General features: G+C 34.2%; 25 protein-coding genes and 4 tRNA genes. 9 read left to right on the plus strand and 20 right to left on the minus strand.

Annotation, left to right across the window (positions count from 1 at the left end; translation table 11 throughout):
• Position 1 precedes the first annotated feature (1 nt).
• The 12 genes from LDM98_RS08180 to LDM98_RS08235 form a co-directional block, all read right to left on the minus strand.
• Positions 2 to 3166: a DEAD/DEAH box helicase gene (locus LDM98_RS08180; RefSeq protein WP_223898924.1), complete on the minus strand. Its 3165-nt coding sequence runs from the start codon at positions 3164 to 3166 to the stop codon at positions 2 to 4.
• Positions 3163 to 3948 carry a hypothetical protein gene (locus LDM98_RS08185; protein WP_223898925.1) on the minus strand — a complete coding sequence of 262 codons (786 nt, stop codon included), beginning with the start codon at positions 3946 to 3948 and terminating at the stop codon, positions 3163 to 3165. The genes LDM98_RS08180 and LDM98_RS08185 overlap by 4 nt, the downstream gene beginning before the upstream one ends.
• Positions 3949 to 4068: 120 nt before the next feature.
• A complete protein-coding gene (locus tag LDM98_RS08190) occupies positions 4069 to 5199 on the minus strand; it encodes a hypothetical protein (RefSeq protein WP_223898926.1) in 1131 nt (376 codons plus the stop codon).
• Between the two features lie 25 nt (positions 5200 to 5224).
• A complete protein-coding gene (locus tag LDM98_RS08195; protein WP_223898927.1) occupies positions 5225 to 8086 on the minus strand; it encodes a type I restriction endonuclease subunit R in 2862 nt (953 codons plus the stop codon).
• Positions 8087 to 8344: 258 nt separating this feature from the next.
• On the minus strand, positions 8345 to 9145 hold the full coding sequence (locus tag LDM98_RS08200; protein ID WP_223898928.1) for a Fic family protein: 801 nt from the start codon (positions 9143 to 9145) through the stop codon (positions 8345 to 8347).
• Positions 9146 to 9154: 9 nt separating this feature from the next.
• A complete protein-coding gene (locus tag LDM98_RS08205; protein ID WP_223898929.1) occupies positions 9155 to 10204 on the minus strand; it encodes a DUF4917 family protein in 1050 nt (349 codons plus the stop codon).
• 38 nt (positions 10205 to 10242) lie between these two features.
• Entirely contained in the window at positions 10243 to 11463 is a 1221-nt protein-coding gene (locus LDM98_RS08210) for a restriction endonuclease subunit S (protein WP_223898930.1), read from the minus strand.
• A 14-nt stretch (positions 11464 to 11477) separates the two neighbouring features.
• Entirely contained in the window at positions 11478 to 13037 is a 1560-nt protein-coding gene (locus tag LDM98_RS08215; protein WP_223898931.1) for a type I restriction-modification system subunit M, read from the minus strand.
• A gap of 427 nt (positions 13038 to 13464) precedes the next feature.
• Complete coding sequence (locus tag LDM98_RS08220) at positions 13465 to 13653, minus strand: hypothetical protein (protein WP_223898932.1); 189 nt, start codon at positions 13651 to 13653, stop codon at positions 13465 to 13467.
• A gap of 54 nt (positions 13654 to 13707) precedes the next feature.
• On the minus strand, positions 13708 to 14193 hold the full coding sequence (locus LDM98_RS08225; RefSeq protein WP_223898933.1) for a hypothetical protein: 486 nt from the start codon (positions 14191 to 14193) through the stop codon (positions 13708 to 13710).
• 17 nt (positions 14194 to 14210) lie between these two features.
• Positions 14211 to 14417 (minus strand): superinfection immunity protein, encoded by a 207-nt coding sequence (locus LDM98_RS08230; RefSeq protein ID WP_223899074.1) that lies wholly within the window; start codon positions 14415 to 14417, stop codon positions 14211 to 14213.
• Positions 14417 to 15091: a hypothetical protein gene (locus tag LDM98_RS08235; protein WP_223898934.1), complete on the minus strand. Its 675-nt coding sequence runs from the start codon at positions 15089 to 15091 to the stop codon at positions 14417 to 14419. The genes LDM98_RS08230 and LDM98_RS08235 overlap by 1 nt, the downstream gene beginning before the upstream one ends.
• A gap of 94 nt (positions 15092 to 15185) precedes the next feature.
• Here LDM98_RS08235 and LDM98_RS08240 point away from each other — a divergent pair, with 94 nt between their 5' ends.
• Positions 15186 to 15434 carry a helix-turn-helix domain-containing protein gene (locus LDM98_RS08240; RefSeq protein WP_223898935.1) on the plus strand — a complete coding sequence of 83 codons (249 nt, stop codon included), beginning with the start codon at positions 15186 to 15188 and terminating at the stop codon, positions 15432 to 15434.
• A 43-nt stretch (positions 15435 to 15477) separates the two neighbouring features.
• Here LDM98_RS08240 and LDM98_RS08245 read toward each other — a convergent pair whose 3' ends face one another.
• Complete coding sequence (locus tag LDM98_RS08245; RefSeq protein ID WP_223898936.1) at positions 15478 to 16395, minus strand: hypothetical protein; 918 nt, start codon at positions 16393 to 16395, stop codon at positions 15478 to 15480.
• Between the two features lie 469 nt (positions 16396 to 16864).
• Here LDM98_RS08245 and LDM98_RS08250 point away from each other — a divergent pair, with 469 nt between their 5' ends.
• Positions 16865 to 17380 (plus strand): hypothetical protein, encoded by a 516-nt coding sequence (locus LDM98_RS08250; RefSeq protein WP_223898937.1) that lies wholly within the window; start codon positions 16865 to 16867, stop codon positions 17378 to 17380.
• 70 nt (positions 17381 to 17450) lie between these two features.
• Complete coding sequence (locus tag LDM98_RS08255) at positions 17451 to 18008, plus strand: hypothetical protein (protein ID WP_223898938.1); 558 nt, start codon at positions 17451 to 17453, stop codon at positions 18006 to 18008.
• 120 nt (positions 18009 to 18128) lie between these two features.
• Here LDM98_RS08255 and LDM98_RS08260 read toward each other — a convergent pair whose 3' ends face one another.
• The gene (locus LDM98_RS08260; RefSeq protein ID WP_223898939.1) at positions 18129 to 18809 is read right to left on the minus strand and encodes a helix-turn-helix domain-containing protein; all 681 of its coding nucleotides are present in this window, start codon (positions 18807 to 18809) and stop codon (positions 18129 to 18131) included.
• Positions 18810 to 19004: 195 nt separating this feature from the next.
• Here LDM98_RS08260 and LDM98_RS08265 point away from each other — a divergent pair, with 195 nt between their 5' ends.
• Genes LDM98_RS08265 through LDM98_RS08285 form a run of 5 tightly spaced genes read left to right on the plus strand, consistent with a single transcriptional unit; the run spans position 19005 to position 21732 of the window.
• The gene (locus tag LDM98_RS08265; RefSeq protein WP_223898940.1) at positions 19005 to 19436 is read left to right on the plus strand and encodes a hypothetical protein; all 432 of its coding nucleotides are present in this window, start codon (positions 19005 to 19007) and stop codon (positions 19434 to 19436) included.
• The gene (locus LDM98_RS08270) at positions 19424 to 20080 is read left to right on the plus strand and encodes a helix-turn-helix domain-containing protein (protein WP_223898941.1); all 657 of its coding nucleotides are present in this window, start codon (positions 19424 to 19426) and stop codon (positions 20078 to 20080) included. Before LDM98_RS08265 ends, LDM98_RS08270 begins: the two co-directional genes overlap by 13 nt.
• Positions 20081 to 20110: 30 nt before the next feature.
• Positions 20111 to 20332, plus strand: coding sequence for a hypothetical protein (locus LDM98_RS08275; RefSeq protein WP_223898942.1), 222 nt, complete (start codon positions 20111 to 20113; stop codon positions 20330 to 20332).
• A gap of 26 nt (positions 20333 to 20358) precedes the next feature.
• A complete protein-coding gene (locus LDM98_RS08280) occupies positions 20359 to 20616 on the plus strand; it encodes a hypothetical protein (RefSeq protein WP_223898943.1) in 258 nt (85 codons plus the stop codon).
• Between the two features lie 48 nt (positions 20617 to 20664).
• Positions 20665 to 21732 carry a site-specific integrase gene (locus LDM98_RS08285; RefSeq protein ID WP_223898944.1) on the plus strand — a complete coding sequence of 356 codons (1068 nt, stop codon included), beginning with the start codon at positions 20665 to 20667 and terminating at the stop codon, positions 21730 to 21732.
• A gap of 13 nt (positions 21733 to 21745) precedes the next feature.
• Here LDM98_RS08285 and LDM98_RS08290 read toward each other — a convergent pair.
• From LDM98_RS08290 to LDM98_RS08305, 4 genes are all read right to left on the minus strand, one after another.
• Positions 21746 to 21833: transfer RNA gene (locus tag LDM98_RS08290), tRNA-Ser, on the minus strand.
• Positions 21834 to 21886: 53 nt separating this feature from the next.
• Positions 21887 to 21960: transfer RNA gene (locus LDM98_RS08295), tRNA-Cys, on the minus strand.
• Between the two features lie 17 nt (positions 21961 to 21977).
• Positions 21978 to 22064: transfer RNA gene (locus LDM98_RS08300), tRNA-Leu, on the minus strand.
• Between the two features lie 40 nt (positions 22065 to 22104).
• Positions 22105 to 22179: transfer RNA gene (locus LDM98_RS08305), tRNA-Gly, on the minus strand.
• Positions 22180 to 22349: 170 nt separating this feature from the next.
• Between LDM98_RS08305 and ilvD the strand changes: the two genes are divergently transcribed.
• Positions 22350 to 24038 (plus strand): dihydroxy-acid dehydratase, encoded by a 1689-nt coding sequence (gene ilvD / locus LDM98_RS08310; RefSeq protein WP_223898945.1) that lies wholly within the window; start codon positions 22350 to 22352, stop codon positions 24036 to 24038.
• A gap of 71 nt (positions 24039 to 24109) precedes the next feature.
• On the opposite strand, the gene LDM98_RS08315 is transcribed toward ilvD, so the two are convergent.
• Together LDM98_RS08315 and LDM98_RS08320 are read right to left on the minus strand one after the other, a co-directional pair.
• Positions 24110 to 24322 (minus strand): hypothetical protein, encoded by a 213-nt coding sequence (locus LDM98_RS08315; protein WP_223898946.1) that lies wholly within the window; start codon positions 24320 to 24322, stop codon positions 24110 to 24112.
• Positions 24323 to 24479: 157 nt separating this feature from the next.
• The gene (locus tag LDM98_RS08320; RefSeq protein WP_223898947.1) at positions 24480 to 25433 is read right to left on the minus strand and encodes a C40 family peptidase; all 954 of its coding nucleotides are present in this window, start codon (positions 25431 to 25433) and stop codon (positions 24480 to 24482) included.
• Positions 25434 to 25523: the final 90 nt, after the last annotated feature.

Raw genomic sequence — 25523 nt, forward strand, 5'->3', positions numbered from 1 at the left:
TTTAATTTAATCCTTCTAAAACAGACCACACCTTATAATAGACTTTACCTTTTTCATTTCCCATTGTTCTCTTCCATACTTCCTGACCATTGGCTTTTAACATTTCTCTAACATTTACAACGGCATCACTATTAATATTTACTAACTCTTTTGATAATTCATTTGAAGCAATTCTTGGTACACCTAAAAGTCTTAACATCATCGCATCATCAGTATTTACACCATAATAGACTCTTGCAGGAAGATTACTTAACTTTTGGAACTCTTCGTCTTCTACTTCACCTACAGTTGATGAAAGCAGTGCCGATAAGCCCCACGATGCAGTTTGAGTTATTCTACCATATAAACTTTGACCACATTTTGTAATTGCATCATCCATACTTATATTTTCAGTTTTAAAATAATCTTCTGCAATATTTTCTATACTTTTCCCATTTACCCAATCTTTAATTACCAATGATATTGTATTTCCATCTTGAGAATTTGTTTTCCTGACTATATCATCAAAATTATCCCGCAATTCAGGTATTTTCAATAGTACACCTATCATTTTTTGTAACTCAATAGATGAATGGCCAAATAACTCTTGATTCCAACTATCTTTATTTATATTTTCTATCCCTGCATTTTGTAAAAGAGTATTGACACTTTGCAAAGAAAATCCAGTTGAATCAACTAAGTTTATTGGTTGCCCAGGTTTTTGCATATATGTTACATAATTGGCAACACCTCTAATAAATTTATTTGACCAATCCCTATTTTTCTGTCTCAGTTTTTCAAATCCGAAAGTTCCCCTAAGCACCTGTTCAATTTCAGTAATAAAATTTTCAGATTCTCCCATTTGCTTATAAGTATGTGTAAGATATTGAACGAAAGCAGACCAAGTAGGTTGTTGATATACGATTTTACCTAAATCTTCAATATTCATTCTATTTGTACTTTGCATTGCCTCAGTAACCATTTCAATTAATGATGAGTTTAAAGCACCAGTTTGATTATTGATAAATGTTTTTAGCTTTTCTATTTCTGTATCATTTTTAGCTACTAGCGAAATAATACCTACGCTATCTTGACCTACTCTTCCAGCGCGACCTGCTATATTCCAAAAATCTTCGGGAGGCATTGCTATTGGCGGAGCAGATGGAGAATAGTATTGATGAGAAGCCATAACAACTGCACCAACAGGAAAGTTCATCCCTTGAGCTATTGTTGTTGTAGCTACAAGTACATTTATTTCTCCCTCTTCAAACAACCACTCCATCAAAGTGCGCACTTCATCTGAAAGCCCTGCATGGTGAACACCAATTTTATAATTCAAGAGATCTATAAGTTGAAAGGTTGCACCAAATTCATACGCTAAAAACTTTTGCACATATTGAATATTTTCACTTGGTGGAACTTGGCTACTTTTACTTTTAATTTCATTAGCTAATGACCATGTCCAATCAATTCGTCCATGTATCGCAATGACAGAATCTCTCTGTTTTAATTGATTTACGACCATAGTAGCTAATTTTGCGTTATTATTTACTTGCCTAAAAGTATATGTATCATTATTTCCAAGCATCAAAATATTGTCATCAATTGAAATACTTGGTTTACTTGTATGTACTGATTTAAATTTTAAATTGAAATTACAACCCGATGTACACCTACTATCACTTTTTTCGGCATACACAATCCCTATGGCTCTGTCATTTGGTTGCCAATCTAATGACATACTAATATCATCTGAATTAACACCACCAAGCCAAGTCGCAATCTCTTTTGCATTTTCAATAAATGGCGTCAAGAGTAAAAACTGTGCATGTTCACACTCTTTATTGATATTTGCTAACAATAACTCTAGTTTTAGTCCTCTATTAGCATTTTGAAGATTATGTGCTTCATCAACCACGACAAGAGTTAAAGGTCTTTCAATTTTCTTTTCCCAATTCTGTCGAAGCATCAAGTCTAACTTTTCAGGTGTAGTCACAAGAACTTTGAACTGGCTATCTTTATCCCTATTTTGTAATATACTCATCTCAAAGCCATCTACTTCAAGAGCAGGACTTACTTGTTCTACAGAAATACCTAACGGCTCAAAATCATTTCTGATTCTTCTGGTGATTTGATTAACCAATGCTCTTGTAGGTGCTAAATATGCAACCCACCCATTTTCATGATCAAATTGATTAAGAGCCTGTAATATTCTAAATTGTGAAATCATCGTTTTACCACTCGATGTAGGTAAACTAACTACGACTGCTCGTCTACTTGAACCAAGTAACCCTTCTTCTGCCAAAGTTAATCTTTGAGGAGGTAAAACATCGAATAATGCTTTATCGCCACGCCCCTGATCAACAAGTGTTTGAACAAATTTAGTAACTCTTGAGTTTACTGCTCTTGTAACTGTCCAAATAGAATTTTCAACTAAGTTCTTTGATGTAGCTTCAAGCAGTCTGACAATAGGCTCTAGTTCAAGCATTTGTACATGCTTACAAATATCTATGACTTTATCAAAATGGGAATCCAATATTTGTTGAACTTGGAAGTTACCATTTACTTTTCCATCTGTAATATAAAGGGCCATCTTCTCTGCTGCAGATGCAAGATGATATAAAATTATTAATTCATAACCATCTTTTTTCTTTTTTGACTCTTCTATAAAGTTTTTTTCATACTCTTTTTGTGCCTGCTTTAAATTGGATATACGTTCTAAAACAATATCTCTATCATTCCATCCTTTTTTACGAATGAGCCGTAACCAAACATCCATAATAGTAACAAAGGTTCTTTCTTTCCAATTTGCACTTTCTAATAATGATGTATCCCATTCTCTTTCTTTTAATAGCATAGATACACTAGTCGTCAAATCACCTAAAACACCAAAACAACTATATTTTAATTGAAGTTGTAAATTTTGTGATACGCAATCAGTTTCAGGCAAAATCCTACTCAATCTAAATAATTCTGATGCAAGTTTTTTAATTTCATCTCTCTCAACAGGAGAAGACAATAAATCAAACAATGCAAATTCTAAAATATCGATAACTCTTCTAACCAAATCATAGTCTATATCAATAGATTCATTGTTTAACTCATAATTTAGTATGTAATTATTTACAAGAGTATTAGCTTTTTTCCTTTCTTCTGCAATCCCTTCTAGTAACCAACCATTTATCATTGATTACCTCCTACAGCTCTACTCACAAACTCTTCTGCAGTATGAGGTAAATAATATGCAAGTAATAATGCATGTGTCTCTGTATTTACAAAAGTATCACCTAAAGCTACTCCTCTGTTCTCTAAATCATCTTGATTGGCCTGAAGATTAGGTCTTATTAATATTCCAACTAAAAACATACCTTGATTATCATGATTAAACAGGTTTTGCATAGCTTCGTTAAAACTAGTTTCATATATCGTATCTTTACATCTATGAAATAACCATTTTACTAAGGTAAGAAGCCTAGTTAAATTCGTTCCGATTGTTTCTAACTGACTTATCATTCCTCCCCGACCATATAAGACATTAGGTGGACATCTTTCTTCTACTGATGTTTTAACTTCTCCAAACAATAACTTTTGCTGGCCATTATCATTAATTAGCCCAACAATATCAGCACCTGGTAAACTCGCATTTTCATTTCTTAAATCTCTTGCTTGATTCCAGGGAAATTCTACATTATATTCATCTTCAAGAACTGCTTCTGCAAATGATTCACCCACTGCCCAGTCTCTTTCTTCTTGATGTTCCGCATTTAGAAGTTCATCGAGGGCAGCTACTTGAAATCCATCAGCTACCAAAAGTCTTAAATGATTTTCAACGGTTTCTCTAGCTTCTTCATCATTAAGATGAGAACGAACATTATTCTCCATAAAAGTTTGATAATTTTGATTGTCCTGAACACTAAATCCATACCACGTAACATTGTTATGTATATTATTGTATTCTTGAACTAACATTTAACCCTACTTTTTAGTGTTATAAATTATAACTTATCTTACCTATAGTTCTGCATATTGTGATCACAATCTCACAACATCTCAAACATATCCTTTTACTTGTAATAAGTTTAACTTTACTCACCCTATATCAGCAAGCTCTAAAAGCTCTATTGCTTTTTTATAAGTCGGCAAACCTTCACTTAAAGGATTAAGTTTTTTTGCTTGCGCCTCTGCCCAATTAATCCAATCTGATAATTCTAATGGATAGTTACCATCCTTATACTGTTCTTTAGCCAAACTGTTAACTTCTTCGATATAAGCTTTAAGTTCCCTACTTTGTATGAAATCTCTACTCTGACTCATAAGGTCATCAAGCATCTGCTTTTCATACTTTTCACATGCTTCATTGTATTTTTGTAATTGTTTCTGCTTTGCTCTTTCCGCTGCTTCAGCTTCCAGACGCTGTTCTCTTTCCTTTTCGACCTGTGCATGTTCAAATATCGTAGCTACGAACTCACCAAGTTTCTCTTCTACTTTACTTGTTTTACCATCAGTCCATACTTTACGTAGTGAACATCCCCAGCAATAATTATCTATGACCAAAGATAGTTTTTCAGTCGGAGTATATTCACGAGTATAGTATTCATAATCACCCCAACCTTTTGTCAAAGTTTTAGAAGTTAGCTTTGACTTTTCTTCAATCTTTATCCTAATACGTTGTTTATCTATTATAACCTCAGTAGTTCTACTTTCTTTAAAAGGTTGATATATTTCTATACTATTCTTTTCAAACCACTTACATAAAGCATCAATTATAAGAAGTGCCCTTCGTTCGTTAACTTTAGATACCCGGAGATCAAAGCCTTCTTTCCAAGGCCTTTTCATACCATATTCATCAGTTTGACTTCTTTTTAAGCCATTGCGTGTTTTTATCGTAAGTGGATGTAGTTTTGTCAAGGTTTTCTTGACACTAATACTGTAAGTTTCCTTTTTGTCAATCTTTTCATAGATTATAGGTTGAGTCTCTTTATTAAAATTAAACTTTTTTATTTTGAGTTTACATTTTTCATAAACCGGTAGAGGTGGCACTACAATTGTTTTACCAAATGCGACTTTAGACCAATGCCCTACTTTAGGCAAAGGAATTAAAAAAGTATCACATAGCTTCTTCATCTCATAAGTAGTTAGATTATATATGGGAGCAAGTTTTGTTAAAGGGGTTTTCCATACTTCTCGATAGAGTTGTTCTCGACTGATGAACCTATTCATACGTTAACTTTTTATCTAAAGTATTCTATTCATTATAAAACTTGTCAACAAAATTGACAAGCCTATCCAAAACCCTAGGAATGATTTTCTTTCTTTCTAGCAATTTTGGTTTTACTTTTAATGTCTTAGCAATATCATCTTTTAGAGGTTTGCGTTCATCATAAAGATAGGTATCAATGAGCTCTTTCACTGACTCTTTAATAAGATTCTCCTCCTCGCAGATTTCTTCAAATGCCTTGATTTTCTCTTCTTCCCAAAATTTTTCAAATTCATCATCGATACTGTCAATATCTATACCATCAAGGTTCTCATCTATAAATCGTTCAATAAGCTCGCGTTTACTTCTAAGTTGTGGATTAGAATTGAGTATATTATTGATATTCTCTCTCTGTGAATGTTTATCACTCTCTTTTGCATCCTTATACTTCGCAAGTAGTTTGAGAATGTATAATACGTTGATCTCATCTTTATGGATGAGTTCTAACTCAAAGTCCACATCCTCCAGGATAGATACCTTTTCACCACCTTCACTCCTGTTGCTCTTTATCCTCTCATACAGGTCAAGGTATTTTGATTTGTAGTCTTCAAACTGTTGTTCGCTCATCGATAGATCAGACCATTTAAAGTCACTAAAGCCCTCAAGGATGTTCTTGATACGCATGAGTTCCCTAAATGCCTTGATAAACTCTAACTGTTTTTCTTCATCGATAAGTTCATCTACGCTGTTTACACTTGGAGCGATTTTGATTAACTCCATGAATGCATCATTGAACTTTTTAACGTACTCTTCATATGGTTTCATCAAAATGATGTCTTTAGCATCTTTATTTGAAAAAAGTGCGATGGCATCATCGGTTGCTTTTTTGAGGTTTCTAAAGCATACAATATTCCCCTGGCTCTTTTGCTCATTGAGAATTCTGTTCGTTCTACTGTAGGCTTGGATAAGTCCATGGTATTTTAGATTTTTATCCACATAAAGTGTGTTAAGTCTAGGGGAGTCAAATCCTGTGAGGAACATATTGACAACCAGCAGTATATCTAGCTCTTTTTGCTTCACTCTTTTGGAGATATCATTATAATAATTGTAAAAGCTCTGTGAGTCTTTGGTGCTAAATTTTGTACCGAACATTTTATTATAATCTTCAATAAACTCATCAAGCTTTTCTCTGCTATGTTTATTGATATGCTCTTCATCGATATGCGCACCATCACTCTCATCCAGATCATAGATACCATTTGCATCCCGATCCTCTTCATTGGCACTATAGCTAAATATCGTAGCGATTTTAAGATTATGACTCCTAGACTTGAAGACCTCGTAGTACTTGATCAACATATCGACACTACTCATACACATCATCGCATTAAACTCTTTAGAATGTGTTTTTCTTGGATGATTGGCAATGACATAGTCTACTATCTTACCGAGTCGTTCTTCACTCTCAAGGAGCTCTTTTGTATCGATATCTTCCACTTCTATATCGATATTGGTTGCACTACCCTCTTTCTCTTTGTATCTTCCTACATACTCTACAGAGAATTTCAGTACATTATCGTCACTGATCGCATCCGTAATCACATACTTATGCAACATCTCATCAAAAAGATCTGCCGTCGTTCTTTTGCCCAACTTGTTTCCCATTGCATTTTCAGGAAAAATAGGTGTGCCGGTAAACCCTATCAGCTGTGCATTGGTAAAAAAATTGGTGATGTTCTTATGAGTCTCGCCAAACTGACTTCTATGGCATTCATCAAATATAAAGACAATGTTTTCTTCTTTTAAACTTTCCATGTCTTTGAGGTATCTTTGTTTACTGATTGCAGTATTGAGCTTTTGGATAGTGGTGATGATAAGGTCCGAATCTTTGTATTCACCTTTTTTATCTTTGTGTTTACCTAGGAACTGATTGACCAAAATCTTGGTGTTGTCCGTACCATCTACCGAACCGTCGCTGAAGCTGTTAAACTCTTTAGTTGTTTGATAGTCAAGGTCCTTCCTATCTACGACAAATACGACTTTCTTCACATGAGGCAGCTTCACAAGTATCTGTGACGCTTTAAACGAGGTAAGGGTTTTACCTGAACCAGTTGTGTGCCAAATATAGCCGTTTTTATTTGAGTTTTCTACCCTATCTATGATCGCTTCAACTGCATAAAACTGATAAGGCCTTAAAACCATCAGTATCTTAGGTACTTCAGCCAAAACGATGTACTTGCATATCATTTTAGAGATATGGCAAGGTTCTAAAAATGCAGTGGTAAACTCTTCCAGATTGGTGATGTTCTTATTGTGCTTATTCGCCCAAAAGAAAGTCTGCTTAAAGGACTGTTTCCTGTTATTGGAGTAGTACTTAGTATTGACCCCGTTACTGATGACAAATATCTGCACATAGTGAAACAACGCACTGTTATAACCATAAGAGTGTCTCTGATAACGATTGATTTGATGAAACGCTTCTTTAAGCTCCAAGCCACGTCTTTTTAGCTCTAGTTGCACCAACGGTAAACCGTTGATAAGGATCGTCACATCGTAGCGATTTTTATACTTGCCATCTATAGTGACTTGTTGTGTAACCTGAAAGAGGTTCTGGCACCAGTGTTCAGAATCTAGAAACTCTATATACTGTGTAGTTCCATCATCTTTGGGTAGTGCAAACTTATCTCGAAGTATCTTTGCTTTCTCAAACACGCTACCTTTATTCAAATGGTTGAGAATGCGGGTAAACTCCGTATTGCTAAATGTTTTTTTGTTATGCTTCTCAAGTTGAACTTTGAGATTAGCTTTTAAGTCCTCATCATCCCTTATAAAGACTTTTTTATAGCCTAAAATTTCAGTAAGTTGTTTGACTAGATTTGATTCTAAAATTGCTTCTGGCTGTGTTGTCATATCTTGTTCCTCAAATACACATAGTCATAAATAATTTTATGCCAATTTAACAAGTTTTCTTGTAGTTTATGGCGATAATCGCTATAATGAGTCAACATTGCAAAGGTGGAAATAGAATGAAACGGACAATCGCAAACACTAATAAATATTTCTCGTCGGCAGCTAAAAAAAGGACTATGATTATCAACTCTGTTCACAGTTCTGCTAAAGTGGAAGGTTCTAAAACCACAAAAAAAGAACTCAAAGAGCATTATAAACTTATTCAGATTCACGCATAATCTCCTCTTCAATCTTTGAAAGCAGTAACTCTTTCAAAGGTTCATAATCACATTCATAACCTTTATGAACTCTTCTGATATAGTTGTCACCTTTTTTTAACTTGAGGCCGATCATTGGTAAACCATTCTTCGCAAGTATAATGTCGCATACTAACCTACTAAGCCTTCCATTTCCCTCACGAAAAGGATGTATAAATAGAAAGTCACTAATAAGCTTAGCTAGCTCCAAGGTAATATCTTCTACCGTTTCATACTCTTTTTGGCTTACTTCTTGTAAAAAACTGTCAAACTCTGGCAATCCTTGAAGAAATTCAACTCTCCACTCCCATGCCTCATTTCCATTACCTTTACTCATCGTAACGGTTCTTCTCATACCGGCAAAAGGATAGATCGTCTCAAAAATCATCTTATGCCACTGCTGTATCGTATCAAAACCAAATGCTTTGGATATATTAAAATTCTCAACAAGATAACTATATGTTTCCAGTAATTTGAAATCTTCTTGCTTTGTAATAAACTCATCATCAGCAGACTTCAAGTAATTGATACAGACTCCTTCTTCTGTAACGATTTTCTGTATATCATTTGACTTCCATTCAAGCCAAGGGTTTTCAATGATCTTAGCACTATCTACACTACGCACTTCTTCTGGGTTCTTTTCAAGTATATGCATAGGTGGTTTTGTTTGGTTAAAATATTTACCATCTGTCTCATACCAATAGATAGTTTTTCCATTCACTTCTTGTTTAAAGGCATAGAGTAAATATTTTGTCTTTGTCATATGTTAACTTTATCTCCAAACCGTTGCAGTTCTATAGTCATAAAAAAATACCTCTTTGGGTACATGAGCATTATTTAATTCTTGAACAAAATCAGCTATTTGGTCCTTTTCTTCTTCTCTTGAAATACCAAAGTAGATATTTTTTAACCCCGAATTTAGGACAGCCTTTCTAATATGTGTGTCGTTAGTTTTTAACATCGTTCCAAACACAATCAAGTTATCTTCTTTGGTTTTTCTACCAATACCATTTAAACTTTTATAGCAATGGTTTAAGTAAGCATTATGAATTATTTTTGCATGTTTCTGTTCACTTGTTCCTTCCGAAACAAATATAGGATAGATATCATCTTCTAAATACTGTAATGTTTGAACCCTCAATGGTACATCAGTTCTGGAATATGTATTTTTAATAATTTTATTTTTCTTATCAAAAATATGAAGAGCTCCATGCAAGTATAAAACATTTGACTTAGTACCATCATTACCAAACACCACATAATCTTGTCCTATTTCCTCATCTTCACGAAATCCATCTGTTGGTTTTAAAACAACATTATCAATCATTTCTGAAGATTTAAAATCCATAAGTTTGATTGTGGTCCAATACAAAAGCAAGTCATAATTGAGTGAATATACTCTCTCAAATCCTTTAATAAAATTCGTACTGTTTATAAACTCTGTATCTGGTATTTCATTAATGGTACCAGGATGATTATTTGTAATTATAGTAACTAAATGTTCTTTTAATAGTTGTGCATCAGTAAGTATTCTTTCTTCATCAATACAATCTTCGTTATCCTCTAAATATTTTTTTACAACTGCAACAGAAGTTTCCAATAGTTTTACAACTTCTTCAAAATCTTTAGTTTCAAATTCTTTAAATACAAGGTGCATTGGGCTATCTTCTTCAATTAACCCATTATCTATAGCACTTTCCAGCAAGCTTGTGAAAGAAAACCTTTCAACATTATATGACATACTAAACCCATTCCCGAGCAATAAATAGTTTCTACTATCATCATTATCGATTCTAGATAAAACGTCCTGATAAGTTAACACAGACTTCTCTCCCAATTTTTTTAATTAGATCTTAATATTTAAACAAACATCTGCTGAAATAGTCCTTTTTTGAATGCTTTGGTAGCATCTAATTGTTTTTGTACTTGCTCTATTTTAAAGTCTATCGATGATAAGAAATTGGCTATTTTTGTTTGTTCTTGTTTTGAAGGTATAGTAATTGAATCACTAATTGCATAAGAGTTATTTATTTTCATATCATTTTTAGCACCTTTATGAACCAATGGTCTCAAATACCTATTAACATTGTCATCCAATTGAAAATAAAAACCTAGGTACTCTGATAAAAGGTTTTCTTTTGGTCTATATACTGCGTATAAAGTTGATACGATTCCAGCTTTATATTGATTCACCTTAATTATGCCATACGGGTTTGATTTTAGCGGGCTTTTAGTATATACAATGTCATTAACTTCAACAATGTGATAATTATCTACTGATGCACCTGCGAATGACCTACCTTGGAACTCTATTTGATTAACTATCCCATATGTTCCAGATACCGATAATACATCATTTTTATCAAATTTTTGTTCATAATTTCTTTCTTTGTGCTCAAACATTAGTTCATTGAGTTTTTTCTCCTCCCATTCAGGAAACTCACTCCCATCATCCGCTTTGAACCGAATCTCCTGAGAAAAGATTTTTTGCATCACCCCTTTTTTATACTGCTGTAGGAGTTCCTCTTTTTTTGTAAGCTGCTCTATACGGGTATCGACAGAGGTGAAAAATGAGGATATTTTTTTTTGTTCGGGTTTTGACGGTATATTTAACTTTAATGTCTTTAGCTGTGAGCTATATAGATGAACTACTGAAATACCTTGAGAAAGTCTTGCTATATCAATCTTTTTAGCATTGTTAAGATAATAAGATAAAAATACACCATCTTCTTTAGTTTTAATAATGTTCAAGTCACCACCAAGAGCCACATTATCTTTTAGTACACAAGAAGCAGTAGCAATATCTATTTGTGCTTCTCCTGAAGCAGGTATGATTATGTCACCATATTCACTTAATACTAAATCTTCTTTATCTACATTCGTTTTAGATACAACATCTTGTATTAGCTCATTGTATTGGCTATAAAGTTCTCCATATCTAATACACTCTGTTTTTCCATCTTCAGCAAGATCTGCTTTTGAAACTCCCTTACCTTTAGAAAAGACAGCAATCTTATCTAATAGTATCTCTTCCCATTCACTACCAAACTCTTTAAATCTCAACTGAGGTACATTACTCATCATAAACCCCTCGATTAAAACGGTGTAGCGATAGCAAGCTCACCACAGAACTTAGCTATCATCTCATCGGTAGCTCTCATATCTACCTCAAGAGCTTTCAACTCACTACTCACCGTATCCAAATCAACAGGCTCTTCCTCTTCAAAAGTATCAACATATCTTGGGATATTGAGATTATAGTCATTCTCTTTTATTTCATCAAGTGTAACTAGGCGAGAGTACTTCTCTTCAGCTATTCTGTCTCTGAAAGTCATTACTATCTTCTCAATATCTTCAACTCTCATATAGTTCTGGTTCTTAGCCTTCTCAAAATGTGCGGAAGCATCGATAAATAAGATATTGTCACTCTCTTCTCTACACTTTTTAAAGACTAGGATACATGTAGGGATAGAAGTACCGTAGAAGATATTGGCAGGTAGTCCTATCACAGCATCAAGGTAGTTTTTATCTTCTATAAGATACTTTCTTATATGACCCTCAGCAGCTCCTCGAAATAAAACACCGTGAGGCAGTACAATAGCCATAGTGCCATTCTCATCTAAGTGATGTATCATATGCTGTACAAAAGCAAAGTCAGCTTTAGAAGAAGGAGCTAGTTTACCATACTGCGAGAATCTATCATCACTCATAAAGAGCGGATTGGCTGACCATTTGGCAGAGAAGGGAGGATTGGCAATGATGGCTTCAAATCTAAGCTCCATATGCTGTGGATGCTCCAAAGTATCCTCTTGCTTAATGTCAAATTTTCTGTAGTGGACATCATGCATTATCATGTTCATACGAGCAAGGTTATAGGTGGTACGGTTGAGCTCCTGCCCGTAAAAGCTGGAGACCTCTTCTACCTCCTTAGTCACACGAAGAAGAAGCGAACCCGAACCGCAGGTCGGATCATAAACTGACTTGAGCTTAGTTTTACCCGTAGTCACGATCTTGGCAAGTATCTTTGAGACCTGTTGAGGGGTATAGAACTCTCCAGCTTTCTTACCAGCACCCGCTGCAAACTGTCCTATAAGATACTCATAGGCATCACCAAGTACATCCCTATCATGGTTTTGTAGCTCGAAGTTGATGGCATCAAGATGTGAGAGAACTTTGGAGATAAGAGTATTTTTCTGTGCTTCAGTTTTACCCAGCTTTGAAGAGGTTAGATCAAGATCTTCAAAGAGATAAACAAAGTCATCTTCACTCTCATGTCCCATTGTTGTTCGTTCAATGTTTCTAAGGATTTGTGTAAGGTCATCTAGTATGAAGTTATCCGTACTACCTGCACTTCTTTTCGCTACTTGGCTAAATAATTCTTCAGGCTCTAGGAAGTATCCAAGTTTTTCTATAGACTCTTCTTGTATCGCTTCAAGATACTCTTGTCTATCAGGTGAACTCGAAAGCTCCAGATAAGTCATGCCATCTTCTGCCAATATCTCATCAGCATAATGTTCCATCTTTTCAGAGAGATACTTATAAAAGATAAAACCAAGGATATAATCACGAAACTCATCCGCATCCATCTTACCTCTGAGTGCATTGGCGATATTCCATAACTGCTGCTCTAACTGCTTTTTTTGCTCTTCTCCCATGTACCAGTACCCTTTTTGATCCTAAATATATTCTTAAATATTCTATCGTAAAGTACCACAGAGTTTTCATTGACAAAAAAATCTAAAACAATTTTATTAGTATACTAATAAAATGAACAATTTGATCATTCTCTCTTTTCAACCATATAAACCCAATAAATAAAGGTATCAAAGTCGCTAAAGCCATATAAATCCATCTATTGGGCCAAGCTGACACAAAAATTAAACCAATCAAAAAGATAGATAATATGCCAAGAATAATAAAGCGGATCATTAATCTTTTTTTTGTACTTTTTGTTCCAGATACCACGCCATTCTATACCCTATTAAAACAATACTTGCCAAAATAATTAAAGTTGCTGTTGTACTCATGTTAATCCTTTTATTGCTATTTAATATCATATCTCATTTTTTTATTTAGATATGATCATACTTCTATGTCAAGTTCTTCACAATACTGAAATATATATTCCCAATCCTCCTCAGTCAGTTTCGCGCATTCATTTTCAGCTTCAATCTCATCATCATGTACCCCCATAATTTCATAAGTCTTTACATGACCCTCAACAATTTTATAACCATATCGTCTTCTCTTGTATGTAAAAATTGTTTTCATAAAACTTCTTTCTTTTGCATACAATTTAAACTTGTGGCATCATAATTTGATACGTCACCAGCAATCACAATCATATGATCCGCAGTGATTGCATCTACTTTCATTTCCGGCAGCAAGAGCAATCAATAAGATTAATAGTGCCAAGCTAACTGTTGCATTGATAATTGTTGCAGCTATTGCTATATCCGGTGAAGTCTTTTTTGAGATCCACCATGCCATATAAATGACAATGCCTAATGCGACAACTATACTTAAAACCCTTGCTAAAATATCACCATGTGTATATCCAAACTGTCCTGCAATCAAGATAGCCAATGGTAAAAAGCCAAACAACACTGATCCTTCATTTACCGGTGCATACCCATACAATCTTTCACTGTAGGAATTTAATTTAATCGTAGCTATCCAAAACCCAAAGATTAGTCCAATGGCAAGAAGTACCCATATTACTATCATACTGTCTCTCCTTTTTATTACTTTTCTTCTTAAATCTATCCTATTGCTATTGATTACAATTAAAACTGGCCTAAAGTTATTCATGACCTCTTTATTTATTACTATTCTGTATCTAACTTTGATAGCTTGCCATCCCTAACAAATACCCAAGTTAGTGCTACAACCCAACCAATACCATAAAAAAGTCCGCCGAATATATTGACCACTGTTATTGCAGCTTTTCTTGGATGGTTCAAGCGATAAGCTAAATATGTTGGTAGCATATAAATCGCCAAAACGATTAATAATAAAAATAGTTTCATAATCATCAACTTTTTACTTTATTGGCATAATATGGTCTACATTTTTCATGATCTACAACTATCTGTGTTATAAGTTCATTATTTACATCATAATAGACCTGCTCTATCATGAGCCCCTCTGTTAGAAGTTTATATGTAGCTTCCTGTGGACATGAGTTTATAAGTTCCTGATGCAGAAGACCTTTTGAAACCAAAGTCAAATCATTGTTATAGTCATCTAAAAAATCTTGTTTACTAAACGTGGTTGATTTTATATACTGAACAATTGTATGATCATTCTTCTGGGAAACTTTTATAAGCTGAGCATATTGATTTATATCCATAGGTAAAGAATCATTCATTTTCATTATTTGTCTAATAGCATCCGAAAGTACCCTATTTTTTTGCATTAATTTATCTCCGGTAAAGAGTATCCCGACAGCAATCACAAGATAAATAATTAACGATACAAAAAAAACCAATATTTTTTTTGTGTTTGAACTAGACGACAATGTAGCAGAAGCAATAAATACTACAAATAAGACTCCACTAAGTATATATCTTTGTAAATCATTATCAAAGAGCGTATTTATAGTATAAGTCCCCAATAAAGATATGGAAACTATAAATACCAAATATTTGATATCAAATACTTTTTTCAAAACTGATTCATTGTTATTTTGAGTCACTACATCTTCCATCAAAAACCCTCTTGTTTATCTTATGTTCTATAGGACATTTATTAAAGATTATATCTCTACTACACTTAGATAAAAGATACCTATAGGACATATTTTGGAGATATACGATTTTAATGAAGAAGAGTTAGATAAATTCTATAAAAAGATCGGTAAAAATGTCAAAAAATATCGTGAAGAAAAGGGAGTTACCCAAATGGAATTAGCTCACGCTATAGGCCATAACTCAGTTGGATATATTTCCAAAGCAGAACTCTATAAATATAATAAACATTTTAGTCTCGAACAGCTTTATAAAATATCAAAAGTATTAAATGTGAATATATCTCAACTTATTGATGCATAAACGCTCACATTCATTTTAAAATACTACTACAAAAATTAAGAAGTCATCCAAAATAATGTTCTGTAATTGAAGCTCTATTATGCTTCATCTCATAGCTTACCGTTTGCAATGATTGTTCATAGGTATATCCTGCTTTAGCATACTCGAACAACCTTCTTTGAGCGAAGTTCCATCTAAATCCATGTGAACCGTCCAGTACTACATTTGCTCTAGTACAACTATTACGTATATCCTCTAGATACTTTAGTTTTTTCAACCGAAAACTTCCTTTCTTTAGAATGATCGATTTAAGTTGATCATAACTAGATCTAGAGATAAGAACATCGCCTGTCTTTCCCCCTTTTTCTTTTGTTTCGATCACACCAATTTCTTTACCGGTGACAGAATCAATGTCATAACCTTTTAATTGATCTTTTTTGATGTAGCCTACTCCTTCAATCCTCGCTCCACCTTCTAATTGAATAGTAGCAGCTAACCTATGTTTTTCATCAATTAATCCATCAATGATCCTTATAGGATCTGCATAGGCTCTATTATGATAATTATCAGCAACCTGCTTTAAATTACGGGCACTATTGAGTATCTTTTGTCGCACAGAAAAATCATAGTATGATTCTTCACCATACTTATTTTTAGTGTAATACTTTAATGACATTTCGAGTTTTCCCATAGCTGCACTGATCTTCTCTAAATATTGCTTAGCTGGATAATACTCTATCTTGTAATCCATATATGCAGCAATATGTGGTCCTTCAATTTTTTCACAATTGTTGATGCCCCAGTGTTCTCTAAGATAATGAAAAAAATTATTCCAAATCTGTCTATAGCTAGCCATAGTTTGATAAGAACTTACCTTGTTGAAATATTCACTTTTTGGGTCATTCTTTTCTTCTTTTTTTGCACCCTCTTGAAAAATTACTTTTGTCAATTGTGCTGTTTGATACTCTACAGATCCTCTCATGACTCTTCCTATTTCTTAAGTGATGAATTCAGCCCTCATCTAAGGCAATTTGTTAAGTCATTACGCTTTTTGAAATGAAGCTTCAACATTGCTCTTTTGATTACGGTGGGAGGTATGTCTCGTAAGACATACTGAGCTCCACCAGCGACTCTTAAGAGTCATTCGTTTTATAAGAAAACAAAAAAATGATAACAACTATTTTTCATAATGTAAATCCTCAAGATTTTTTACGACCACTTTTTAAAAGACTTCAGTTTCCTTTTTTCGGGCTGAATCACTTTAAATGCCTGTATATAGGCATATACAACCGTAGAAATTATTTTTCAGATTATGGATGAATTTATGAAAATATTATGAACTGGATTACAAAACTAGGTTCAAAAAACATTGCTATTTTTCTCAAAAAGACAAAATTATGAATATATTATAGAGAGGTATTAACTTCTCAATATTACATAAGGAGTTAAATATGGGGAGTATCCAGAGTGATCATAGACAAATGGACAGACTTATAAAAACAAGTAGTGAAGATCAAGGTTTATTATTGAGATATTTTTCAAGACTTCCTCTTTCAATTAGATTAGAGTTAGAGAAAAATAAGAAAAAAATTTTTCATTCTATGAGAGAAAAGTATGCTCAAATAAACTATGACGTTTTATCTTATGCAGCACATATCTTAAGCATAAAGTCACATTACAGTTTTGAAAAAAAGTTTAGTACCAAACAGTTCCAAAACATGTCTCTAGATGAAATAAGAGATTTATCAATGCTACAACTACAAAAGGAAGATGAGAAAATCTATCTTTCCAAAAATGGTAAAAGAGAAAAACTACTACATTACTGGTCTGTCGTTAAGCTTTATAGATCGAGAAAACCAAAACCAATAAGCTTTGAAAAAATTGAAGAGAAGCTGGAAAAACATTATAGCTTTAAAGTCAGTCACAATACGATCAACAAACTATGGCGTGAACTTGAGAAAAACTAAATCATTTATGAATATATAGATAAGAGAAGAGTTTTTCTTCCATAAACAAAATACGAAAAGGATAAACAAAATGGATATGCACATTATGAAGATTGAAGAAGGTACTAGCACATTAATATATCTTCCTCTAACAACAAAAAATGACTTTTATCTCAATCTTTTATATATCGAGACATCCGAGATAAATAATAAAAAATCTAATCAGCGTTTTTTATACGAATTTTCACTCACATATAATAACAAGCCGTTGACAAGAAATATTATTAACTTAGAGGAGTTTAAAGCGACTTTAAAGTGTTTTATCGACCGGAAAATGCAACTTGATGAGACAAGTAAGTATTTTATAGTTAAAGAACAAAACAAGATAAAATCGCTAAAGTTTTTAGATCAAGAGAATCGATATATATCTATCACAGAAGCTACGCAAATGTATAACATACTTACATATACTTTATCTAAATACGACTTGACATATGAATATGATAAACATATTACTCATAGACGTAAGTTTGTCAGCGAACATTATTTAAAAAGACGTCCAAACATAAATACTGATAACATATCTGTATTAAAATTTGATGATTATGATGATCATGAAGAAATGGCTTACAAGGAAAGAGTAGATTAATTCGACAAAGGGCATTTTCTCTTTTTATAGAATATACTTGCTAAAGGTTGATAAATAAAGTTTCAACCTTTATATTCCATATATTATAACTACCCTAAAACAGAATATAAAATCTTATATTTAGAAGGCTTTTTTATTATATATATTAATTTCTTTACGTAAAACTTCTAATACCTCGGGAATATTTTTTAAAATAACATACGCATCAAGGTTGGATAGTTCAATTTCTATCCAATTTATTAATTCTCTTTTCTCTCCAGGAGTAAGGAAATGTTTTGCCCGATCTTCTATTAGCTTCAGTTCATACTCAGAAACCAATTTAAGTAAAAATTCTTTTGCAGAATCTTCCCTAATCTCCTTCCTTTTCAAAGTATCTTCTTTAAAAGATTTGAGTACTTTAGCAAAAATCAGAATAAAACTGTTTTTATCTCGTTTTCCTGAAATTAATTTTTTAAAAAATGTATACTCTTGCCCAATATTATTAAATTTCAGTTTCAAATTACTAAAAATATTATATTCTTTGATCGATTCAAAAAAAAGTTCTACTTCATCATTATCATACGCCCTAGCTAAAGAAAAAGATAATATTTTTTTGTGTAAATTATCTAATTTGTCTATATTTAGAGAAAGAGTATCAATATACATGTCTCCTTTGCCTAATAATAACCAATCCATTGAAACCTGATATTTCTGATTTAATAAAATAGCTAAATCAATAGGTATTTGTCTTTTTTTCCCAACATAATTAAAATATGATGCTGTAGTAATATTTAAATTTTTAGAAAACTCTTTTTTTGACATTTTTAAATCTATTCGCACTGATTCTAATCTGTTAGCAATATCCATGTATCTCCAATATTTTAAATTGTTACTTAAATAATAACATAATTTATCTATAAAAGAATACAAATATTTACACAAAGACAAATTTAATAAACATATGTTTACTTTTAAGATTAAATGGTATACAATTATTTATCATTTTAAGGATTAACCATGCAATTAGATGAAAATTACATTTATATTTTTGAAAAAAAATATCCTGGATCTATTGAACTAATACAAAGTGCTATTCAAGATGAATATCATCTCCTATGGTATTTATGTAAAGACTTTGCTGCAAAAATGCTTACATGTAATCCAAGTTGGCAATGGCTTGGCCTAAGGATAGATGACTTCTCACTTCTTGCAACACAGTATATGTGCAAGAGATTACCTGTATGGATATGGAGATCTAATTTTGAACTAGGATCTCTTTGTCATGTAATATGTAGTATAGAAGATACGGTTAGATGGTTAGCAAATCGATGGGTTTCAACTCTGAAAAACCTATTTGATCCTAGATATTCTTACCATATATCCCCAAGCTTTCTTACCATTTTTGATGAAGCTTATATGACCGTAGGTAAGATGCAATGGGAAAGTTAATAAAGAAGTTTAAAAATAATTTTACCCAAGTACCAAATACTATTATTAAAGATAAGAGACTTTCATTTAAAGCAAAAGGTCTATATATGCACTTAGTATCCAAGCCAGATAATTGGGTGTATTATGTAAAAGAATTTGAAAAATCTTCTAAAGATGGGAGAGATAGTATTCAGAGTGGCCTTAAAGAATTAGAAAAATATGAGTACTTAATTCGTGTACGTACTAAAGATACGTATGGTCGCTTTAGCAGCTTTGATTATTACATTTATGCTGAACCATTAAACGGGTTTTCCGTCGGATGGAAAAACGGTCAATCGGGGGAACCATCAGACGGACAATCCTCCCCTACTAATACTAAATCTACTAACACAGATTTAACTAATACTGACTGTAGGTATGAGAACGTAGGAGAGTTTAGAAATTATATTAGACAACACTTTATAAATAAAGACATACTGACGGCACAAGACAAAAATACAAACCAAATTTATATTATTTCTGTTGGTCCTGATGGAAAGCTCTATGATAAAAAGGGTACTAGGTTTACCGCAGATCGTTCACTAGAAATGTGGAATGATCTATTTAAATATTATTTAAGACATCAACTTGATTTTCAGAAATCGAACTATGTTAATAGATTTTAAATAAGAATTTATAGAGTACGAGGAGTATAAATGAATAATGAATCAAGATATCTGAAGACTTCAAAAATGGCTAAATTCCTTGGATATAGTCCAGACTTTTTAAAAGATAATCGTGAAATTATTTTTTTTGAAAATGTTCATTACTTTTCAAAAAAAAAGAGAATCGATTGGAAAGTATCAAAAATGGTAGAGTGGATGGAAAATAAAAATATGTCTGATAAAGCTAGAGAAATTTTGGACTTTGTATCATAAATATATTAATAAGAGAAAGGAAAATCATGACACAATTTGAACACGAAATTATAGTTCTTTGTTTAAATATATTAGGATGTTTGAAACAAACTAATGAAGAAATTACAAAAGACAAAGAAGAAATAATCTATTTCGAAAATTTATTAATTAATGCTAAAAAACTATACTTCAAATCAACTTCAAAAAAGCGGATAAATAATCAATATCATTTTGATTTACTCAGAGACTTAATTGAAATAAGTGAGCGAAAACTATTTGAATACTACATGGAAAGAAATAAATAATTTCGATATCATAGATATGCCCATTGTCTACTGGAAAGGAATATAGACATGGTAAAAATGTTCAAGCGTAACAATGGTAAGCTTTACTTGGAATATGAAGCTTACGGCAAGTCAGTGCAAAAAAGTACACGCCTGCTAGATACGCCAAAAAATAGAACATTGATCAACAAAGAGGTGATCCCCGCACTTGAAGCAAGGATCATATCAGGTGAATTTGCAAAAGAGAAGCCTAAAACCTTTTCTTATTACAGTGAGATCTATCTCAAAAGCAAACAGCACTTGAAAGATTATAACAAAAAAAAGCAGCATGTTACCGACATAAACATGTTTTTCGGTGAAATGCGCATTGACAAAATTACACGCGGAGATGTCAAAGACTGGGTACAGATGAGACTGGATATGGGCAATTCACCCAAAACAGTTAAAAACTATTTAGTCAACATTAGAGGTACACTCCACGAAGCAATAGATAGAGAGATCATCACACAAAATGTTGCATTAAACATTAAGATGCCCTCACATAAACCAAAAGAGATAGAACCTTTTTCTAGTAAAGAGGTTCAACTTCTGTTAAGTGAAGCAGACAAGTTCTTTAAATTATACCTTTCGATTGGTTTTTATACTGGTATGCGTATGGGTGAGATCATAGGACTACAGTATGATGACTTTGACTTTGAGAACAAGGTCATACATGTGAAACGTTCTATTTACAAAGGGAAAGTAACTACCCCAAAAACAGATGGAAGCATTAGAGAAATACCGTTGTTTGATGAACTCATGCCGTATCTTAGTAAACAAGAAAACTCAATATGGCTATTCCAAGGGCTAGATGGTTCACATCTAAATACTTTTGGACAACATAATTATGAGGGTTGGGCTAAACTACTCAGGAAATGTGGTCTAAAATATAGAAAGCCTGGTAGTACTCGGCATACGTTTATCGTATCGTTGTTGAAGAACAGTGATCTCAGTATACTGGAGATTGCTCAAATGGCCGGACATATGACGACCCAAATGATCATTAAGCATTACGGGAAGTATATTAAAGGTGAACATCTGAAAGTAGATAGGAAATTAAAACTGTTTACTGACAAAACCGCTGACAATAGGCTGTAAAGTACGGATTTTATGGCCGGGAGAGGGGGATTCGAACCCCCGGAGGTGTTACCCTCACCGGTTTTCAAGACCGGCACATTCGACCACTCTGACATCTCCCGACAATTTAAAGCATAAAATCTTATCTAAAGATAGATAAATTCTAGTTGATTAATGGAGGAGCCACCCGGATTTGAACCGGGGATAGCAGCTTTGCAGGCTGCGGCCTTACCGCTTGGCGATGGCTCCATACTCAAATATACAAGTGGTACCCGGAGCCGGACTTGAACCGGCACGGTCACAATGACCGGGGGATTTTAAGTCCCCTGTGTCTACCATTCCACCACCCGGGCATCATTGGTACCATTTATATATTTAAATATTCGTTTTTCATGGAGCGGGCGAACGGGTTCGAACCGTCGACCCCAACCTTGGCAAGGTTATGCTCTACCACTGAGCTACGCCCGCAAATCCATACCTTTTTTAAGCATTTACTTAAAATTGGAGTGCGATTATAGCCAAAAAAGTTTTTAATGTAAAGAGAAAAACATTACTTATGCGATAAAAAGTCTATTTACCCTCTTTTTTTTGAGAATCATCTGCTATAATCCATAAAAATACATACTAAAGGCTTTCTCATGAGAAGTGACGAAATAAAACAGGGGTATAGTAGAGCTCCACACAGAAGTCTACTGCGTGCAACAGGCGTAAAAGATGAAGATTTTGAAAAACCGTTCATCGGTGTAGCAAATTCATTTATAGAGATCATTCCTGGGCACTTTTTTCTTAACAAAGTAGCAGAAGTCATTAAAGAAGAGATACGTGCCAATGGCTGTGTTCCTTTTGAATTCAATACGATCGGTGTAGATGACGGTATCGCTATGGGCCATGATGGTATGCTTTACTCTCTTCCAAGCCGTGAGATCATCGCGAACTCTGTAGAGACGGTTATGAATGCACATAAACTGGATGCAATGATCGCTATACCCAACTGTGACAAGATCGTTCCGGGGATGATCATGGGTGCATTGCGGGTGAATGTTCCTACTGTATTTGTCTCTGGTGGCCCTATGGAAAAAGGATATACAAAAGACGGTACACCTATTGACCTTGCCACAGCATTCGAGGCGGTCGGTAAACATGAAACAGGTGAGATCACAGATGAAGAGCTTCATGATATCGAGTGTAATGCTTGTCCAAGCGGCGGGTCTTGTTCAGGAATGTTCACGGCAAACTCTATGAATACGCTGATGGAAGCCATGGGTATCGCGCTTCCGGGTAACGGGACCATCCTTGCGCTCACACCTGAAAGAACAGAGCTTTACAGAAAAGCAGCCAGACGTATCTGTGAAATAGCTAAATTAGAACAAAGCGAACGTGAAAAATACCGTATAAGAAATATTTTAAATGAAAATGCCGTTCGCAATGCTTTTGCAGTAGATATGGCCATGGGTGGAAGTTCAAATACGGTACTCCATATGCTGGCTATCGCAAAAGAAGCTGAAATAGACTTCAATCTTGAAGATATCAATGCGATCTCTAAACGTGTTTCTCACATTGCGAAGATCTCTCCATCCCTCTCGACTGTGCATATGGAAGATATCAACAAGGCAGGCGGGGTCAATGCCGTCATGCATGAAATGATGAAACGTGGTGATAATATCCTCATAGACAATCTATCCGTTACCGGTGAAACATTGTATGAAAAAGTGAAAGATGCAGAGATATTGGATACAAATATTATCCACACGATTGACGATCCTTACTCTGAAGTGGGTGGATTGGCTATCCTTTACGGTAACCTTGCAGAACAGGGTGCCGTCATCAAAACAGCGGGGATCACCGGAGACAGAGTCTTTACCGGTACTGCTGTATGCTTCAATTCACAGGATGAAGCCATTGAAGGGATCCTCGGCGGTAAAGTAAAAGCCGGAAATGTGGTCGTTATACGATATGAAGGTCCTCGTGGTGGTCCCGGTATGCAAGAGATGCTCAGCCCTACAAGCCTCATCATGGGTATGGGTCTGGGAGACAAGGTGGCGCTGATCACGGATGGTAGATTCTCTGGAGCAACAAGAGGGGCAAGTATAGGTCATGTAAGTCCTGAAGCTGCGGAAGGTGGCCTTATAGGGCTACTTGAAGATGGGGATGAAATACACATCGATGTGGATAATTATATCCTGGAGGCAAAACTATCTTTTGAAGAGATCGCAGAAAGAAGAGACAACTTCAAACCTTTGGTCAAGCCGCTGAAAAGTAAATGGCTAAGACAATATAGAGCCCTGGTAACCAATGCCAGCTCCGGGGCTGTGCTAGAAGCTGAATAGTAGATATTTACAGACTATATCCTATCAGGGGCCTTCCTTGATAGGTCCCTCTTAACTCCCTACAAATACGTTTAATGTATCAGGTGAAATCTGGATATCAGTTTACCCATCCGTGTCGACTTTAAAGGCAATACTACAAGATCATGTAGACTATTGTTCTTTTCTATGGTATGGTTTGGTATAACACCACCTGCCCTTTCAAGTACTTCACCACAACTCACACATTGTTTCCACAGACCATCCCAAGATACATTGGTATTGTTACATTTTCTACAGGCATCCATGATACTTCCTTTACTCCTTTTGCACTTTTTTATTCTGACCAAATGACCCAGTATAAGTATCTCATACTATAGACTAGGTTTCCGATTTTCATATTAGATTTCACTCACTAGAAGGGTTGAGGAGTGAATTACCCCTCATTAAGAAGATAACTGCCGATTAAGAAGGTCGTCTCGCACCTTTGTATCTGTTGCTATAGAATTTTTTATCAAGACTTGTGATCACAACCTTTTTCTTTGCAGATGAAGCATGAATGAACTTATTGTCTCCAAGATAAATCCCTACATGATTCACATACCCTTTACGTTTTTTAGACGTATCAAAGAAGATCAGGTCACCCTTTTGCAACTCACTTCTTTTCACGAATTTTCCAAATTTGGACTGTCTGATCGAAGTTCGTGGAATATCGATACCGATATTTTTATAGACAAATTTTGTAAAACTGGAACAATCATAGGTATTTTTGTTACCGCTTGCTCCCCACACGTATTTTTTCCCTAGTTTTGTTTTTGCCAATGACGTAATTCTTTGGCACTTATCAGCGTCTTTGTCTTTCTTGTTTGTAAAAATATCCGTGAAAGAAAACGTTTTCTGTTCTTCTTTCTTTTCTTTCTCTAAACTGATCGTATCGAGGTTGGAAAGGGATGCAACCAACTTTTTGTCTGAAGCTGGCTTCTTTGCTTTCGCCAATGTATGCGTATTTTTCGTTTGGGGAATATGCAATACCTTTCCAATTTTAAGTATTTGACTTTTTCTAAGCGCATTGGCTTTTCTTAGTTTTGTCACAGAAGTGTGATGTTTAAGGGCGATAGAAGAGAGGGTGTCTCCTTTTTTTGCTACGTATTTCACTGGTTTTTCAGATGTTTTCGTATAAAGGACCTTCACATTTGTCGGTACTTTCAAGACCTTTCCTATCCTCAGGATAGCGCCTTTTTTAAGTCCATTCGTTTTTCTTACTTTTAAAATGGTGGTCTGATGTTTATGGGCGATAGAAGAGAGTGTGTCCCCTTTTTTCACTGTATATTTGACTATTTGTTTCGCTGTGTTGGTAGAGGCTGTAGCTGTGATCGTGGTGAGAGATAGGGCAAGTAGTAACGCATAAAAATTTTTCAATAGATTCTCCTACATAATTAAGCTATCCGTATAAATTATAAAAATCCATACTTAAAAATATTTGAATAGATTGTAGCTATATATGATTAA

Source organism: Sulfurovum sp. TSL1, from assembly GCF_019972135.1.
In the GTDB taxonomy this organism is placed as follows: Bacteria; Campylobacterota; Campylobacteria; order Campylobacterales; family Sulfurovaceae; genus Sulfurovum.

Bases quoted from the DNA above. Each gene is read 5' to 3' on its own strand.
- LDM98_RS08180 (WP_223898924.1), bottom strand. From the start codon at position 3,166: ATGATAAATGGTTGGTTACTAGAAGGGATTGCAGAAGAAAGGAAAAAA.
- LDM98_RS08185 (WP_223898925.1), bottom strand. From the start codon at position 3,948: ATGTTAGTTCAAGAATACAATAATATACATAACAATGTTACGTGGTAT.
- LDM98_RS08190 (WP_223898926.1), bottom strand. From the start codon at position 5,199: ATGAATAGGTTCATCAGTCGAGAACAACTCTATCGAGAAGTATGGAAA.
- LDM98_RS08195 (WP_223898927.1), bottom strand. From the start codon at position 8,086: ATGACAACACAGCCAGAAGCAATTTTAGAATCAAATCTAGTCAAACAA.
- LDM98_RS08200 (WP_223898928.1), bottom strand. From the start codon at position 9,145: ATGACAAAGACAAAATATTTACTCTATGCCTTTAAACAAGAAGTGAAT.
- LDM98_RS08210 (WP_223898930.1), bottom strand. From the start codon at position 11,463: ATGAGTAATGTACCTCAGTTGAGATTTAAAGAGTTTGGTAGTGAATGG.
- LDM98_RS08215 (WP_223898931.1), bottom strand. From the start codon at position 13,037: ATGGGAGAAGAGCAAAAAAAGCAGTTAGAGCAGCAGTTATGGAATATC.
- LDM98_RS08220 (WP_223898932.1), bottom strand. From the start codon at position 13,653: ATGAAAACAATTTTTACATACAAGAGAAGACGATATGGTTATAAAATT.
- LDM98_RS08225 (WP_223898933.1), bottom strand. From the start codon at position 14,193: ATGAATAACTTTAGGCCAGTTTTAATTGTAATCAATAGCAATAGGATA.
- LDM98_RS08230 (WP_223899074.1), bottom strand. From the start codon at position 14,417: ATGATTATGAAACTATTTTTATTATTAATCGTTTTGGCGATTTATATG.
- LDM98_RS08235 (WP_223898934.1), bottom strand. From the start codon at position 15,091: ATGGAAGATGTAGTGACTCAAAATAACAATGAATCAGTTTTGAAAAAA.
- LDM98_RS08245 (WP_223898936.1), bottom strand. From the start codon at position 16,395: ATGAGAGGATCTGTAGAGTATCAAACAGCACAATTGACAAAAGTAATT.
- LDM98_RS08250 (WP_223898937.1), top strand. From the start codon at position 16,865: ATGGGGAGTATCCAGAGTGATCATAGACAAATGGACAGACTTATAAAA.
- LDM98_RS08255 (WP_223898938.1), top strand. From the start codon at position 17,451: ATGGATATGCACATTATGAAGATTGAAGAAGGTACTAGCACATTAATA.
- LDM98_RS08260 (WP_223898939.1), bottom strand. From the start codon at position 18,809: ATGTCAAAAAAAGAGTTTTCTAAAAATTTAAATATTACTACAGCATCA.
- LDM98_RS08265 (WP_223898940.1), top strand. From the start codon at position 19,005: ATGCAATTAGATGAAAATTACATTTATATTTTTGAAAAAAAATATCCT.
- LDM98_RS08270 (WP_223898941.1), top strand. From the start codon at position 19,424: ATGGGAAAGTTAATAAAGAAGTTTAAAAATAATTTTACCCAAGTACCA.
- LDM98_RS08275 (WP_223898942.1), top strand. From the start codon at position 20,111: ATGAATAATGAATCAAGATATCTGAAGACTTCAAAAATGGCTAAATTC.
- LDM98_RS08280 (WP_223898943.1), top strand. From the start codon at position 20,359: ATGACACAATTTGAACACGAAATTATAGTTCTTTGTTTAAATATATTA.
- LDM98_RS08285 (WP_223898944.1), top strand. From the start codon at position 20,665: ATGGTAAAAATGTTCAAGCGTAACAATGGTAAGCTTTACTTGGAATAT.
- ilvD (WP_223898945.1), top strand. From the start codon at position 22,350: ATGAGAAGTGACGAAATAAAACAGGGGTATAGTAGAGCTCCACACAGA.
- LDM98_RS08315 (WP_223898946.1), bottom strand. From the start codon at position 24,322: ATGGATGCCTGTAGAAAATGTAACAATACCAATGTATCTTGGGATGGT.